We start from the raw sequence: 14,374 nt of genomic DNA on the forward strand, positions 1-14,374 counted from the left end.
CGGAGTGTCGGCTATTGAAGTGATATTACGAGTGAATAAGTAATATCGAGATAGTCTTATTTTAAATGCTTGAACTGAAGATGGACTAAGCGCTGGTATAGTTCGCAGCTTTTAAGTAATGATTCATGATCGCCTTCATCAATAAGTTCGCCACCCTCTAATACAGCGATTTTATCTGCGTGCTGTATCGTTGATAGTCGGTGAGCAATGATTAATGTAGTACGATCTTTCATTAGTTCTTCAAGCGCTTGCTGTACATGGTGTTCGCTCTCACTGTCTAGCGCACTGGTTGCTTCATCAAGTAGAAGAATTTTAGGGTTTTTAAGGATAGCCCGTGCAATCGCAATTCTTTGTTTTTGACCACCAGATAAACGCACGCCTCGCACGCCTAAGAAGCTATGATAACCATTAGGTAGTTTTTCAATAAACGCATGGGCATGGGCTTTTTTTGCCGCTTCAATCACTTCTTCATCTGTTGCATCTGGGTTGCCGTAACGAATGTTATGGAATACATCATTACTGAATAATGCAGGTTGCTGCGGAACGAGTGCCATGTGTTGACGAAGTTCATTTGGAGCAAATTGGCGAATATCTTTATTACCAACTAAAACTTGGCCTTGTTGTGGATCGTAAAAACGTTGAAGTAATTCAAAAAGCGTTGTTTTACCAGCACCTGACGGTCCTACAAGAGCTAAAATTTTTCCTTGTTCAGCAACTAAGTTTAATTGATTGATAGCGGGATGATTTAAGCGAGAAGGGTAGTGAAAGCTCACATTGTTAAAACGAATGTCTGATGGCTGAGAACAGTCAATTGATTCGTGATCATGTGGCGTACAAATATCACTTTTTACTTGCAGGATTTCTATGAGTCTTTCCGTCGCGCCAGCTGCTCTTTGTAACTCACCAAGCACTTCTGAGATATTTGCCATTGATGATGCAGCCATGATGGCATAAAAAACGAAAGCCCCTAAATCACCAGCTGACATTTCACCCTTTATTACATCACTGCCACCAACATATAGCATGCCTGCAATTGCGCTAAAAACGATGGCAATGACACCGGCTATTAAAATAGCGCGTTGTTTTACTCGTTGTCGCCCCACCTCATAGGCTTTTTCTACTTCCTCCGCAAAAGCTTGCTTTTCATATTGCTCAGCACTAAAACTTTGTACTGTTTTAATATGCTCAATGGCTTCTCCTGCATAGCTACCAATATCTGCCATCGTATCTTGGCTTTTTCTTGATAATGCGCGTACACGTCGTCCGAAAAATAAAATAGGTATCAAGATAAAAGGAACAGAAGCAAGAACGATAAATGTCAGTTTAAAGTTGGTCGCAAATAACATGATTATGGCGCCGAAACATAATAATGCACTGCGCATGGCCATTGAAAATGAGGAGCCAATTATATTTTGCAATAAAGTGGTATCAGTCGTTAGTCGTGACATAATGTCGCCACTACTGTTAGTTTCAAAGTAACTAGGGTGTAGTGAGATAACATGGTTAAATACGGCAAGACGGATATCTGCACTCACTCTCTCACCAACGGAAGAGACGAGATAAAAACGGAAATATGTGCCAACTGCGATACAGATAGTCACGCCAATAATAAATTGAATGGCATGGCGAAGGTCGGTTAGTGATTGTTGGGCAAAACCCTGATCAATCAAAATACGAACCCCGTAACCAATTGAAAGTGTAAGACTTGCTGTAGTGAGAAGCGCAGCTAAAGCAGCAACTACACGCCACTTATAAGGTGTAATGTAGGTGTTAAGCTTTAAAAGGATACTGAGCTTTTTGTTGTTATTCTTACTCATTGTGTGGGAAAGAAACCTCGTTATAAATAGCTTAATACGTACTTTTCTAGTTGAAAGATCGTAATCACTTCATATCAGTCATTGAATCATGCTTTACATCTAACAAAAAAGCCACTGGGTTAGCAAGCCTATACGGATAATTGGATTTGAAGCTTGGGTTAGAAACCCAATGCCTAGCATGAATGAAATTGAGAAGCGTATCGCTGCGGTCACGAACATCGAAAGGTATGATTTAGACCATCAGGCAAACCTCTATAAGAAAGCTTCTCTAAATGCGATTGATAGATTCTTTAATCAGGTTAGGACTTCACTTAACCCATTTTCAAGACCAACTCGAACAGCCAACACAAACCAAGGTACTTGGTACGGTTATCAACCCTATAATCCAGAGATTTACATTAAGCTTGGCGAGATATTTAGAGTCTACTACAACTATTGCAATGTAGATGACAAGCACAAGTCAACGCCTGCAATGAAATTGGGCTTAGCTAAGGGTCCTGTAAAGGTTGAGAAGATAATTTATTTTGATAAATACAAATAAAATAGCTGATATATTGTCGTACTGTATGACTTCTTTGAGCGATAAACGGACATTTAAAAATTGATTTAGAGACAAATAGTTATGGAAATATTTAATTTATATTCTGAATCTGGAACTAGTAAGTTACTAATTGAGTTTCTTTGGATGTTGCCCGGTCTATTCATATTCGGGGTAATCGGCTATTTAATCTCTATTAAATTAAACCTGAAAAAGCAGGAAAAAGTTTTAGTTTCGTTAACAGCAGCTATTGCTTTTATAGCTTTGGTTGGCTTACTCGCGATTGATGATGTGATGTTTAACTCTAAATGGGGCAGGGATAAATTAGTACTTGAAGATGCACAAGTACTTAAAGGCGTTGTTAGTGCGAGAAGAGAGAAGAAAGGCCGGCATTTATACGAGGTAATTGAAATAGGGAGCCATACTTTATGGAGAATTGCTCCAGTTTATGACAAGTACTTACCAGATGCTTGTTATCCAGATCTAATAAAGTATTCTGGCTCAAATAACAAAGAATCCGAGATTAGGTATGTTCCATTATATCTCAATGAAAATGAGCCTTCAGAAGTTAGTTACTGTATTACATATGTAGCAACTTTATAAACTTACTTTAGCCGAGAACGGTGTTGCTTCCTTCTAATCAAAGCCCAAATTATTGCCGATTAATACCAGTTAATATAAAAGCTAAAGTATTTGTAGTATCTGCATTGTAACTAAATAACGAAAAAGCCATACATTTTTCTGCATGGCTTTCTATTTGACACCTGCTTGAGATCCAATTATCCGTATAGGCTTGACTGGGTTAGTGGCTTTTTATTGTTCATTAGAAAGACAATGTGAATTATTCATTAATGTAATCTAGTCGTATTGCCTTTTAAACTTTGTACGCCTTGATCCGAAACGACTGATTGCATCTTATTGGCAAAATTCATTAGTTCAAGGCTAACTGGAGAGCGTGCAATCAGCTCTTCTTGATCATTAGTGATTTCAATCGCATGGCCTGTGGTGCCATCTTCATATGTACCAGATACAAAATGAATCGAAGTATTAATCAAAATTGAGTGTCCATACTCTTTTTCAACTAAATTCATCCAGTACATCAACTCATCGTGGTTTTCGATAATTTTAGCATTCATATGCTCTATCCTTGATGTATTAGTGCATTTTCTAACGTCTAATTGTATAAAAATGCTTTTATTTATAATTACTTAGTGATGATAGAGTATCAACCATCACGAAAAAATAATCGATGAATTGTTATTAAAATAATTACTCTAACGCCAAAAAGGAGAGATTGAGCAAATTACTCAACTTCAATTTTCATTAAAGAGTCAAATGAGCCGTAAAATAGTCAATGACTGCACGAATTCTTGCTGGCATAAACTTACTTTGCGCGTATTGCAGTGCAATATCACCGTGATAATTGCCTCGAATAGTCCAATCTGGTAACACTTGGATCACCTTACCAGCAACAAGATCGTGTTTAATCACAAAGTCAGGAAATATCCCAATACCCAAATCATCTATTACGCCTTTCAATCGCATTTGAGAGTGATTGACGGCATATCGACCAGAAACAGCAACGGTTATTTGTTCTCCGTTCTTATCAAAATCCCATATGTGATCGATGTTATTTTCACCAAGGTATAAACAATCGTGATGTTTCAAATCGCGCGGATGTATTGGCATCCCACGCTGGGCAATATAGTTAGGGCTGGCACACAACGTCAGATTCACTTTGCCAATTTTCTTTAGTACTAAGCCTTCAGAGGGTCTTTCTGTTAAACGAAATACCACATCAATACCTTCAGCGATAATATCAATATCACCATCACAGGCTTTTAGTTTTAAATTTACTTCCGGATATTGTGTTAAGAAAGGTTTAACTAAAGGTTGAAGAAGAATGTTCATAAAGGCTTTTGGTGCTGCAATTGTGACAGTCCCTGAGGGCACAGTATGCTCAGAGCTTGATATTTCAATGGCTTGTTTAGCCGCATCAATCATCTGAGTACATTGTTTATAAATACGATTACCCGACTCACTGATCATCAATTTGCGTGTTGTACGTTCTAACAGCTTTACCGATAAGGCTTTTTCTAACCGTGCGATTTGTTTACTGAGTGCGGATGGCGTAACACCTAATTTGCGTGAAGCGGCAGTATAACTGCCTTCATCTACAATAACGATGAAGGTGGCTAAATCTGGCATTAGTGCGATGAGCTTATGTGTATCCATTTATTTGTGCCTACAGTTCATTAATCATTTTCCATCGCAGGGGATAATAGTTGTTTTTAGCATGATTTAGAATGGCAATATTAGCTTGTAGTTATCTGTATTGGATTAATTGTGATTTAGGAATACAAATAGCTTAAAACAAGGTCTAGCTACGATTTTTATTCAGATATAGTTGCTATGATAGTTGTTTATATCATGTGACGAGAATGTTGTGAGCTAATTTTTGCTAACCAACATTAACCATAATAATACTGTGAGGGACATCATGACTTCTGCATTCTATACCCAAATCCAAAAACAAATTGAAGATGTAAAAAGTGAAGGGTTATACAAATCTGAGCGTGTGATCACATCACCGCAAAAAGCAGCGGTATATATCCAATCGGGTCAAGAAGTCTTAAATTTCTGTGCCAACAATTACCTTGGTTTAGCCAACCACCCTGAGTTGATCAAAGCGGCTAAAGAGGGGATGGATGAGCACGGTTTTGGTATGGCGTCTGTACGTTTTATTTGTGGTACGCAAGATGCGCACAAAGAGTTAGAGCGTAAGCTGTCTGATTTCCTTGGTATGGAAGATACGATCCTTTATACCTCATGCTTTGATGCAAATACGGGTTTATTTGAAACGATTTTAGGTGCAGAAGATGCGATTATTTCTGATGCATTAAATCACGCGTCAATCATTGACGGTGTACGTTTATGTAAAGCGATGCGTTTCCGTTATGCCAACAATGATATGGCAGAATTAGAGCAACAATTAATTGCAGCAAAAGAAGCAGGTGCGCGTAATACATTAATCGTAACTGATGGCGTGTTCTCAATGGACGGTGTTGTAGCGAACCTACCTGCGATTTGTGATTTAGCGGATAAATACGGCGCACTAGTGATGGTTGATGACTCTCACGCAGTTGGCTTTATGGGTGAAAATGGTCGTGGTACGCATGAATACCATAACGTTATGGATCGTATCGACATTATTACCGGCACATTAGGTAAAGCGATGGGTGGTGCATCAGGCGGTTATACCGCAGGTAAGAAAGAAGTGATTGACTGGTTACGTCAACGTTCACGTCCATACCTGTTCTCTAACTCAGTAGCACCTGCAATTGTTTCTGCTTCAAATCGCGTTATTGATTTATTAGCGGAAAGCGGCGAACTTCGCGATCGTTTATGGGAAAACTCGGCGCATTTCCGTACTCGCATGACAGAAGCTGGCTTTACGATGGCAGGGGCTGATCACGCGATCATTCCTATCATGTTAGGTGATGCAAAAATTGCGGCAGAGTTTGCCGAGCGCGCCCTAGAAAAAGGCATTTACGTGGTTGGTTTCTCATTCCCTGTTGTACCAAAAGGCAAAGCACGTATTCGTACGCAAATGTCAGCAGCACACACACCAGAACAACTGGATAAAGCGATTGATGCCTTTATCGAAGTGGGTAAAGAGATGGGCATTATCTAATTAAAGCTTTACGTTATTCAATGTGACGAAAACATATTGCTACTACTGCATGGTAAGGCAAAGGTTCAATAACATGCAGTGGTAGATGGACGCTGAAAAGCATGTTGTATCCTAAAGAAATAAGCGATTAATATAATGAAAATCAAAGCTCTTTCTAAATTAAAGCCTGAAGAAGGCATCTGGATGACTGAAGTAGATAAGCCTGAGGTCGGTCATAACGATCTGCTTATCCGCATCAAGAAAACAGCAATTTGTGGTACTGACGTTCATATCTACAACTGGGATGAGTGGTCACAAAAAACGATCCCTGTACCTATGGTTGTTGGTCATGAGTATGTCGGTGAAGTGGTTGGGATGGGGCAGGAAGTGCGTGGCTTTGCTCTTGGCGATCGCGTTTCGGGTGAAGGCCATATCACGTGTGGTCACTGCCGAAACTGTCGTGGTGGCCGTACTCACTTATGCCGTAACACCATTGGTGTGGGTGTAAACCGTGAAGGTGCATTTGCGGAATACTTAGTGATCCCGGCATTTAACGCATTCAAAATTCCTGATGATATTTCAGATGATGTTGCGTCTATTTTCGACCCGTTTGGTAATGCTGTTCACACCGCACTGTCGTTCGACTTAGTGGGTGAAGATGTGCTGATCACAGGTGCAGGCCCAATTGGTATTATGGCTGCGGCTGTAGCAAAACATGTGGGTGCGCGTTATGTTGTGATCACGGATGTGAACGAATACCGTTTAGATCTTGCTCGTAAAATGGGCGTGACCCGTGCGGTTAACGTAGCTAAAGAAAGCCTGACGGATGTGATGGCAGAGCTTGGCATGAAAGAAGGCTTTGACGTGGGCATGGAAATGTCGGGTAACCCTGCGGCATTCAACAGCATGCTATCAAGCATGAACCACGGCGGTAAAATTGCCCTGCTAGGTATTCCACCATCAGACATGGCAATCGATTGGAACCAAGTGATCTTCAAAGGTTTGATCATCAAAGGTATCTATGGCCGTGAAATGTTTGAAACATGGTACAAGATGGCAACCTTGATCCAATCAGGTTTAGATCTATCACCAATCATTACTCACCATTACAAGATTGATGATTTCCAACAGGGCTTTGATGTTATGCGCTCTGGTCAGTCTGGTAAGGTTATTCTTGATTGGGAATAACATTTAACGTTATTTTTTAATCGACATAATAAAAACGGCACCGTCAACGATATCTCATTAATAGGTTGAATTGACGGTGCTATTCAAATCGAACACCACAGACATATTTTGACTGTTTATGACTGCCACTATTCGTCATACTTTCCTTCGCTTTTAAAATTTCATTCCATTACAAATTAAATTGTTTATAACTTCTTGCTCGTAGCCTTTATACTACAAAGATATCTGTAAATATCCGTTAGGAAAGGTAATGCAAGAACAACAGCAACCTGCTCAACCAGCAAAAAAAGAAAAAGAATTAACGCTAGAGCAGCGACTTTTACAAAATAATCCGCTTCATGGCTTGAGCCTTGAAAAAATGCTAACCGAACTCGTCGATCACTACGGTTGGGAAATTTTAGACACGGCAATGCGTTTTAACTGTTTCAATACTAAACCGTCTATTGCGAGTAGTGTGAAATACTTGAAGAAAACAGAGTGGGCGAGAGAGAAACTAGAAGCTTTCTACCTATCACGTTTTAAGCGTATGCCACGAGCAACAGCCGCTGAATTAGAAATTCCACCACGTATGCGTACCTTTGCTGATGGCATTGTACCAAAAGAGCCAATGGAACTAACCGTTGAATCAATTCTAGCATCGCAAGCAAAAGCGGCTTCAGCTTACAAAGAACGTGCTTCTCGCGGTCGCAGTAATAGCCGTGGCGGTGGTCGTAACCGTCGATAATTTTGTTTAGTAAGTATTAGTTACGAGTAAGCTGATATTTAAGCAATAAAAAAACGCCTTATTACAAAGTGACATAGTAATAAGGCGTTGTTGTATTTAGTGATCAGCTAATTTAAATCTTGGTATTATTTATCGGATAATACGGTTGCAATACGTGAACAAACAGGAATATTGGTTGCATCTAAACCTGGTGTTGTATTGTGGAAGTCAAACGCTAACTTCACATCTGGTCCAAATACAAGACAATGTGTAGAACCACCAAAGTGGAACATACCCAATTCATCGCCTTTATTTAAGTGTTGACCTTCTTTTACGGTAATTTCACAAGACGACACTTCTGCCATACCTACTGCAATAAAGCACATTAAACCAATCTTTGGATTGTCTGATTCAATAAAGATCACTGCGCGAGTTGCAACTGCGGTTAAGAAAGGCTGAGAGTTATTCGGCGCGCTGTCATCAGCCCCTTCTGGATTATCAAAACCTTGGTATTTATTACCTAAGTAATATGAACCGTTAACAATGAAGGCTTTTTTCACTGTTCCTGAAACAGGGCTATTCCAACGGTGATAACTTAATGCACTTAAGAATGCTTGATAAATTGTACCGCCCACGAATTGTTTCGCGAGTGGATCAAAATCCATCATATTCTGTAGTGAATAAGGTTGACCTTTTAGCCAAAACTCGGATGTTTCAGCCACGTTTTCAGCCACTTGCAACGGTGCTGATTCACATGCATTAGCAATAATGTCATCACCTTCAGCAATTGGACGAACACCTTTTACGAACTCACGAGTGAAAAAGTCATCCCATGATTTAAAGCCATAATACTTATCATCAGGATCACATTGGAAAAAGTGCTCAAACGGTAATGCTTTAAGTGCTGGATCAGAAGTGGCTTGGCAAGCGACTCCGACCATTTCACGTTTAGCTGTTGGATTTAACCAACCTAGTACTTTTGGTGTGCGATTAAGATCATCGTTTACTAATACGTAACGGGAGTCAGAGCTTGAAAGGAAAGAAGACCAGTAAGTTAATATTTTCTTAATTTGCTGATTGACTAATGCATTTGAGAAAAAAGTGTAGCCAGCAGGTGTAGCCATCGGCCAATCTAATAACGCATTAATAGGAAAACCAATTAAACCACAAGGATTGAGTTCGCCGGTTTTAGGGTCGGTATATTCAGTACATTCAGGCGCTTGCGTCATAATCGCGTTTAATAGCACAATAAATTCATCAAAACTCATGACTTCTGGTGTACCTAGCGGCGTTAATTCTTTTTGATTACCCGCATAGCTAAACATACGTTCAGCGAGTTCTTTTAGGCTTTCATCATTATCAACCAAATCTTTAAATTCTTGGATAGGTTGAACAAGCTCTGCTGGATGTTGCTCAGTGTGTGTTTTTAAGTGTTGGATCCAAGCATTAACATGTGCTTTGCTTTTTGGTAGCCAGTTACCGAAAGAATGGATATTCATAATAACTCCCTATTTATTAACCTAATGTTTGAAAATTACTATACGCTTTGAATAAACATTATCATTACACAAAAACATAACTTCATATTTCATTATTCTTTTTTCGAATCTTATTAACTCAATGTAAATACATACTTAATTGAAATAAGGTAAGTATGAAATAAGAAAAAGAGGACAGTTATCAGCAATATTACTAGTTACAATTTTGTTGTTAATTTAAAGGTGATGTAAGTCACTAAATCTGTTATACTCTGCATCAATTTAGAGAAAAGTCGCTTGTAGTAGGCGGCTTTTTTAATGCTTGATATATTCATAAATTTTGGAACAGTACATTGATTTCAACAGCTAATATCACAATGCAGTTTGGCGATAAGCCATTGTTTGAAAACATCTCAGTAAAATTTGGTGGCGGCAACCGTTACGGCCTAATCGGCGCGAATGGTTGTGGTAAATCGACATTCATGAAAATCTTGGGTGGCGAGCTAGAGCAGTCTGCAGGTACTGTTTCACTTGATCCTAATGAGCGTATGGCTAAATTAGGTCAGGATCAATTTGCATTCGAAAACTACAGCGTAGTAGACACTGTGATCATGGGTCACAAAGAGCTATGGACGATAAAAGAAGAGCGCGATCGCATCTATTCAATGGCTGAAATGTCAGAAGAAGACGGCATGCGTGTTGCGGATCTAGAAGTAGAATTTGCAGAAATGGACGGCTACTCAGCAGAAGCGCGTGCAGGTGAATTACTACTTGGTCTTGGTATTCCAGAAGATCAGCACTTCGGCCTAATGAGTGCCGTTGCTCCGGGTCTTAAAGTTCGTGTGCTTCTTGCACAGGTACTGTTTGCTAACCCAGACATCATGCTACTTGACGAACCAACGAACAACTTGGACATTCACACCATTGCATGGCTTGAGCAGATCCTACTAGCGCGTAACTGCACTATGATCATCATCTCGCACGACCGTCACTTCTTAAACAGTGTATGTACACACATGGCTGACTTAGATTACGGTGAGCTTCGTCTATTCCCTGGTAACTACGACGAATACATGATGGCTGCAGAGCAAGCTCGTGAGCAGTTACATGCAGATAATGCGAAGAAGAAAGCACAAATGGCTGAACTACAAACGTTCGTAAGCCGCTTCTCTGCTAACGCATCTAAAGCGAAACAAGCAACGTCTCGTCAAAAGCAATTGGATAAAATCCAATTAACAGAAGTAAAAGCATCTAGCCGTCAAACACCATTCATTCGTTTCGATCAGGAAAAAGAACTGTTCCGTAACGCATTAGAAGTAGAAGGTTTGAAGCAAGGTTACGGTGAAAACATCCTAATCAACGGTGTTAACTTACTGGTAGAAGTAGGTGAGCGCATCGCGATTATCGGTGAGAACGGTATCGGTAAATCAACATTCCTAAACACGCTAGCAGGCCAAATGGAGCCAATGGCGGGTATGGTTAAGTGGTCAGAAAACAATAACATTGGTTTCTACGCACAGGATCACAGTGCTGATTTCGCAGAAGATATTACATTGCTAGAGTGGATGAGCCAGTGGAAAAAGCCAGGTGATGACGAGCAAACTGTTCGTGGTATCCTAGGCCGTATGCTGTTCTCACAAAACGACATTAAGAAATCAGTTAAAGTGATTTCTGGTGGTGAGCAAGGTCGTATGTTGTTTGGTAAGTTAATCATGCAACGTCCTAACATCCTACTAATGGATGAACCAACAAACCACATGGACATGGAATCTATTGAAGCACTTAACCTTGCGTTAGAGAACTTCAAAGGTACATTAATGTTCGTATCTCACGATCGCCAGTTTGTAACATCGGTTGCAACACGTATTCTTGAGATCACTAAAGACGGTGTAGAAGACTTCCACGGTACTTACGATGAGTACATCGCGAAGAAAGGTCTTGTTGGTTAAGTTTTTACTTAATAAAACAGGCTAAGCCAAAAAGTTAATTGAAAGCCGCCTTTAGATAGGGCGGCTTTTTTACAAATAAAGCTTACGTGTTTTATGGCACGTAGAGAAAGAATGAAAGGATTATCTATGAAAATTTGGGTAGATGCTGATGCATGTCCAAACGTTGTAAAAGAGATTCTATTTCGCGCTGCTGATCGCGCAAAAGTGAACGTAACGCTGGTGGCTAACCAATACATTCGCACGCCACCTTCACCGTTTTTACGTTCGATTCAAGTAGAGCAAGGCTTTGATGTTGCGGATAATTATATTGTGCAACAAGCCGAAGCAGGGGACTTGGTGATTACCGCTGATATCCCATTGGCAGACGAACTTATCACCAAAGGCGCACATGCATTAAACCCTCGTGGTGAACTGTATACTAAAGATACCATTAAGCAGCGTTTACAAATGCGTGACTTCATGGAAACTATGCGCAGCAGTGGCGTACAAACGGGCGGCCCAGCACCATTAAGCCAAGCGGATCGTCAAAACTTCGCTAACAAACTAGATACGTTTTTAGCTAAAAATCACAAACCACAATAACTCCTAAATATGGAGATGAACGCCGTTTTTCTCCATTTTTCTTATCTTTATTTCCTTCTTTAATACTTCAGTCATTCCTATTTAGGCGAAATGCTTTTGTTTGCTGGTAATTAAACCATTTAGTTATTAATCCGACGGACGAAATACAGTTCTTACTTTTATCACAGTAAAAATATCGATTGAATGTGATTTTTTGCGACTAAAACTATGAAACTTAGTGCTTTTATTTAGTAAAATGTGGGTTATCTAAAGTATTAATAAAGCGTAAAAGTAAGAATGCTTATTAATATACTGTTAGTTGCCAGAGCAGAACATTTCATAATAGGTAGATAGTTTGGAAGACGTAAGAATAGGTAATATGCCTAAAGACAAATTGATAAATCTTTATCATTCTATGGAAACGAATGAGCTTGATGCACTGCTTGTAAAAAGCAGTGGGCAAGAGCTAAACAGGTTTCTATCACATATGAGTGAGCGCAATTTAAATGATTTGTTCTCTTCGCAATCCCCAAAATCGTTGAACGCAATATTCGAGCGAATTCCTGAAAATAGAATAAACAAATACCTGTTGTTAGCTTCGGAAGCTAACATTCGAAAAATTATTTCTAGCTTATCGAATGAAGCTAAATTTAGGGTTCTGTCTTGTTCTTCGTCGAGTCTTCGAACTAAGTTGTTAAACACACTACCGGTAAAAGTCCGCGAAGAGTGGAAGCGTTTAATTAACGAAGAAACTCTTCTAAATAAGGAACTTAGCCATATTACAGCAAACCGAATTGACAACTCATTAGAAAAAGAAGCGATAGATCGCATCCGCTCGTTGGAGCAGCAAGCCCAATTAAGACAAGAACAGGCAGAGGCGCGCATTCAACAATCTGAACATAAGTTGTCATTGATACAGCAGCAGATTGCTCAATCAGAAAAGCACTTACATGATCAGCAAATTCGAGCTCAAAAAGAGCATGACACGCTTAAAAAACGTGAAAATGACCTGTCAGCCAAATTACTCAAACTAAAAGAAGAACACGAAAAGCAGATACAGAACAGAATTGATGCAAAAGTACCTGAATATGTGTCAAATGCGTTATCCGCACTAGAAGCCAAGGAAACGGAGTACAAAACAAAAGCTCACGACTGGAGTTTCAAGGGTAATGTAGCATTAGCTTGCGCGGTAGGTGCGTCATTACTAGCACTAGCCTACGGTGCTTATGAATTCAGCAACACCGACAAAGCGGATGTTAGTTGGTTGTTCTTCGGTTACCTCATGCTCAAGGGGTTAATTGTCATTGGCTTATTTGGTGCGTGGGCTAAGCATGCATATAACCAATCAAATGCTTATATGCACGAAGCTCTCAAACGTACCGAACGTACACATGCTATTAGCTTCGGTAAGCTGTACTTGGAAATATATGGCAACGATGTAAGTAAAGAAGATATGAAGTCCATTTTTGAAAACTGGAACATGGAAAGTCAAAGCGCATTTAAAGAAATTCAACAAGTCGATTTTCAGCCACAGACTCTCGATAAACTTAAAGATATCATAGGAGTAATGAAAGCTGGTGAATCTAAGAATACCAAATAGCACTATGTACTGGAGAAAGGCAATTAACAAATAAGGATATGTGTCGCGCAGTCGGCACCTATCCGAAGTGTTGGACAAGCCTAAGCTACCTTATATAAGTAAATATTGGAAATATCATGAAGGGTGATGCTAAAAAGAAGTCGAACGTTATCCTTGGTGTGAACCAATAACTTTAACACTCTGATTTGTAATAAAACCCTCTTTAGTTCTGCAGCGTGAAAGCCATTATCCTTATTATTGAGCGTCGGTTATCTGGGTCGAAATATTCCCGTTAGTTGCATGACATGTTGGCAGCAGGGGCAAAAGGGTTGGGCTTTTATACGTACCGTTTTATTCGGTGAGGGCAACGTTAGTTGCCCGGCTAACATGAACATAAATTGGATTGCTTGAAGCAGCTTCTTTTCATGACCCCGCAGCAGACCATAATCACGTATTCGTCGAAACCCTTTTGGTAACACATGTTGCAATATCAACCAAAGAAATTGCAACACGGGTAACGTGCGTGTCTTCATCGTTTGAGTTTGGCTATCTTTATAACGAAATGTCACCTGTTCATTATTGATATACAGAATGTCTTTATCCGCAATTACCCCTCGATAAAGGTATGTCGATAAATACAATAATGCAGGCTTTCCTTGCCCTACATGCCGACAATCAACCACCCATTTCTTTGCGATGAGGTTAGGCAAAGGAAGTGAAAGCTCAGTAGTGATATAGGTTAATAATCTTGCTCGCCATATTTTTGCGAGAGCAAATGCATTAAAGAGGTAGTGGTTTTTACAATTTTTCCATTGTCGTTTCTTGTCATCAAAGCCACCGCCAGTGATCACCATATGAATATGAGGATGTAAATCTCGACGCCGATTA

The 14,374-nt window shown here is 39.7% G+C and carries 13 protein-coding genes; 8 read left to right on the top strand and 5 right to left on the bottom strand.

Annotated elements, in window-relative coordinates; all coding sequences use genetic code 11:
- Positions 1-56: 56 nt before the first annotated feature.
- On the bottom strand, positions 57-1,817 hold the full coding sequence (locus tag C9J38_RS03625) for an ABC transporter transmembrane domain-containing protein (protein WP_107205907.1): 1,761 nt from the start codon (positions 1,815-1,817) through the stop codon (positions 57-59).
- Between the two features lie 178 nt (positions 1,818-1,995).
- Between C9J38_RS03625 and C9J38_RS03630 the strand changes: the two genes are divergently transcribed.
- The gene (locus tag C9J38_RS03630) at positions 1,996-2,358 is read left to right on the top strand and encodes a hypothetical protein (protein ID WP_146144054.1); all 363 of its coding nucleotides are present in this window, start codon (positions 1,996-1,998) and stop codon (positions 2,356-2,358) included.
- Positions 2,359-2,439: 81 nt separating this feature from the next.
- Positions 2,440-2,958, top strand: coding sequence for a hypothetical protein (locus tag C9J38_RS03635; RefSeq protein ID WP_107205909.1), 519 nt, complete (start codon positions 2,440-2,442; stop codon positions 2,956-2,958).
- Between the two features lie 245 nt (positions 2,959-3,203).
- Here C9J38_RS03635 and C9J38_RS03640 read toward each other — a convergent pair whose 3' ends face one another.
- Complete coding sequence (locus tag C9J38_RS03640) at positions 3,204-3,491, bottom strand: hypothetical protein (protein WP_107205910.1); 288 nt, start codon at positions 3,489-3,491, stop codon at positions 3,204-3,206.
- Between the two features lie 187 nt (positions 3,492-3,678).
- A complete protein-coding gene (locus C9J38_RS03645; protein WP_107205911.1) occupies positions 3,679-4,590 on the bottom strand; it encodes a LysR family transcriptional regulator in 912 nt (303 codons plus the stop codon).
- Positions 4,591-4,855: 265 nt separating this feature from the next.
- Between C9J38_RS03645 and C9J38_RS03650 the strand changes: the two genes are divergently transcribed.
- From C9J38_RS03650 to C9J38_RS03660, 3 genes are all read left to right on the top strand, one after another.
- Complete coding sequence (locus tag C9J38_RS03650) at positions 4,856-6,049, top strand: glycine C-acetyltransferase (protein ID WP_107205912.1); 1,194 nt, start codon at positions 4,856-4,858, stop codon at positions 6,047-6,049.
- A gap of 135 nt (positions 6,050-6,184) precedes the next feature.
- Complete coding sequence (gene tdh / locus C9J38_RS03655; RefSeq protein WP_107205913.1) at positions 6,185-7,216, top strand: L-threonine 3-dehydrogenase; 1,032 nt, start codon at positions 6,185-6,187, stop codon at positions 7,214-7,216.
- A gap of 250 nt (positions 7,217-7,466) precedes the next feature.
- Positions 7,467-7,940, top strand: a complete 474-nt coding sequence (locus C9J38_RS03660) for a VF530 family DNA-binding protein (protein ID WP_005367537.1) — start codon at positions 7,467-7,469, stop codon at positions 7,938-7,940.
- 125 nt (positions 7,941-8,065) lie between these two features.
- On the opposite strand, the gene C9J38_RS03665 is transcribed toward C9J38_RS03660, so the two are convergent.
- Positions 8,066-9,418: a phosphatidylserine decarboxylase family protein gene (locus C9J38_RS03665; RefSeq protein WP_107205914.1), complete on the bottom strand. Its 1,353-nt coding sequence runs from the start codon at positions 9,416-9,418 to the stop codon at positions 8,066-8,068.
- A 332-nt stretch (positions 9,419-9,750) separates the two neighbouring features.
- Between C9J38_RS03665 and C9J38_RS03670 the strand changes: the two genes are divergently transcribed.
- The 3 genes from C9J38_RS03670 (at position 9,751) to C9J38_RS03680 (ending at position 13,507) form a co-directional block, all read left to right on the top strand.
- Positions 9,751-11,346 (top strand): ABC-F family ATPase, encoded by a 1,596-nt coding sequence (locus C9J38_RS03670; protein ID WP_105060337.1) that lies wholly within the window; start codon positions 9,751-9,753, stop codon positions 11,344-11,346.
- Between the two features lie 126 nt (positions 11,347-11,472).
- Positions 11,473-11,928: a YaiI/YqxD family protein gene (locus tag C9J38_RS03675; RefSeq protein ID WP_006645769.1), complete on the top strand. Its 456-nt coding sequence runs from the start codon at positions 11,473-11,475 to the stop codon at positions 11,926-11,928.
- 334 nt (positions 11,929-12,262) lie between these two features.
- Complete coding sequence (locus C9J38_RS03680; RefSeq protein ID WP_233218465.1) at positions 12,263-13,507, top strand: Atg14 domain-containing protein; 1,245 nt, start codon at positions 12,263-12,265, stop codon at positions 13,505-13,507.
- Positions 13,508-13,755: 248 nt separating this feature from the next.
- On the opposite strand, the gene C9J38_RS03685 is transcribed toward C9J38_RS03680, so the two are convergent.
- A partial coding sequence (locus C9J38_RS03685) for a transposase (protein ID WP_199195407.1) occupies positions 13,756-14,374 on the bottom strand: 619 nt, incomplete at its 5' end.

Source organism: Photobacterium sp. GB-210 (assembly GCF_003026075.1).
Lineage (GTDB): Bacteria > Pseudomonadota > Gammaproteobacteria > Enterobacterales > Vibrionaceae > Photobacterium.

What these genes read in the sequence shown, in the direction of transcription:
- C9J38_RS03625 (WP_107205907.1), bottom strand. Translation starts at nt 1,817, where the DNA reads ATGAGTAAGAATAACAACAAAAAGCTCAGTATCCTTTTAAAGCTTAAC.
- C9J38_RS03630 (WP_146144054.1), top strand. Translation starts at nt 1,996, where the DNA reads ATGAATGAAATTGAGAAGCGTATCGCTGCGGTCACGAACATCGAAAGG.
- C9J38_RS03635 (WP_107205909.1), top strand. Translation starts at nt 2,440, where the DNA reads ATGGAAATATTTAATTTATATTCTGAATCTGGAACTAGTAAGTTACTA.
- C9J38_RS03640 (WP_107205910.1), bottom strand. Translation starts at nt 3,491, where the DNA reads ATGAATGCTAAAATTATCGAAAACCACGATGAGTTGATGTACTGGATG.
- C9J38_RS03645 (WP_107205911.1), bottom strand. Translation starts at nt 4,590, where the DNA reads ATGGATACACATAAGCTCATCGCACTAATGCCAGATTTAGCCACCTTC.
- C9J38_RS03650 (WP_107205912.1), top strand. Translation starts at nt 4,856, where the DNA reads ATGACTTCTGCATTCTATACCCAAATCCAAAAACAAATTGAAGATGTA.
- tdh (WP_107205913.1), top strand. Translation starts at nt 6,185, where the DNA reads ATGAAAATCAAAGCTCTTTCTAAATTAAAGCCTGAAGAAGGCATCTGG.
- C9J38_RS03660 (WP_005367537.1), top strand. Translation starts at nt 7,467, where the DNA reads ATGCAAGAACAACAGCAACCTGCTCAACCAGCAAAAAAAGAAAAAGAA.
- C9J38_RS03665 (WP_107205914.1), bottom strand. Translation starts at nt 9,418, where the DNA reads ATGAATATCCATTCTTTCGGTAACTGGCTACCAAAAAGCAAAGCACAT.
- C9J38_RS03675 (WP_006645769.1), top strand. Translation starts at nt 11,473, where the DNA reads ATGAAAATTTGGGTAGATGCTGATGCATGTCCAAACGTTGTAAAAGAG.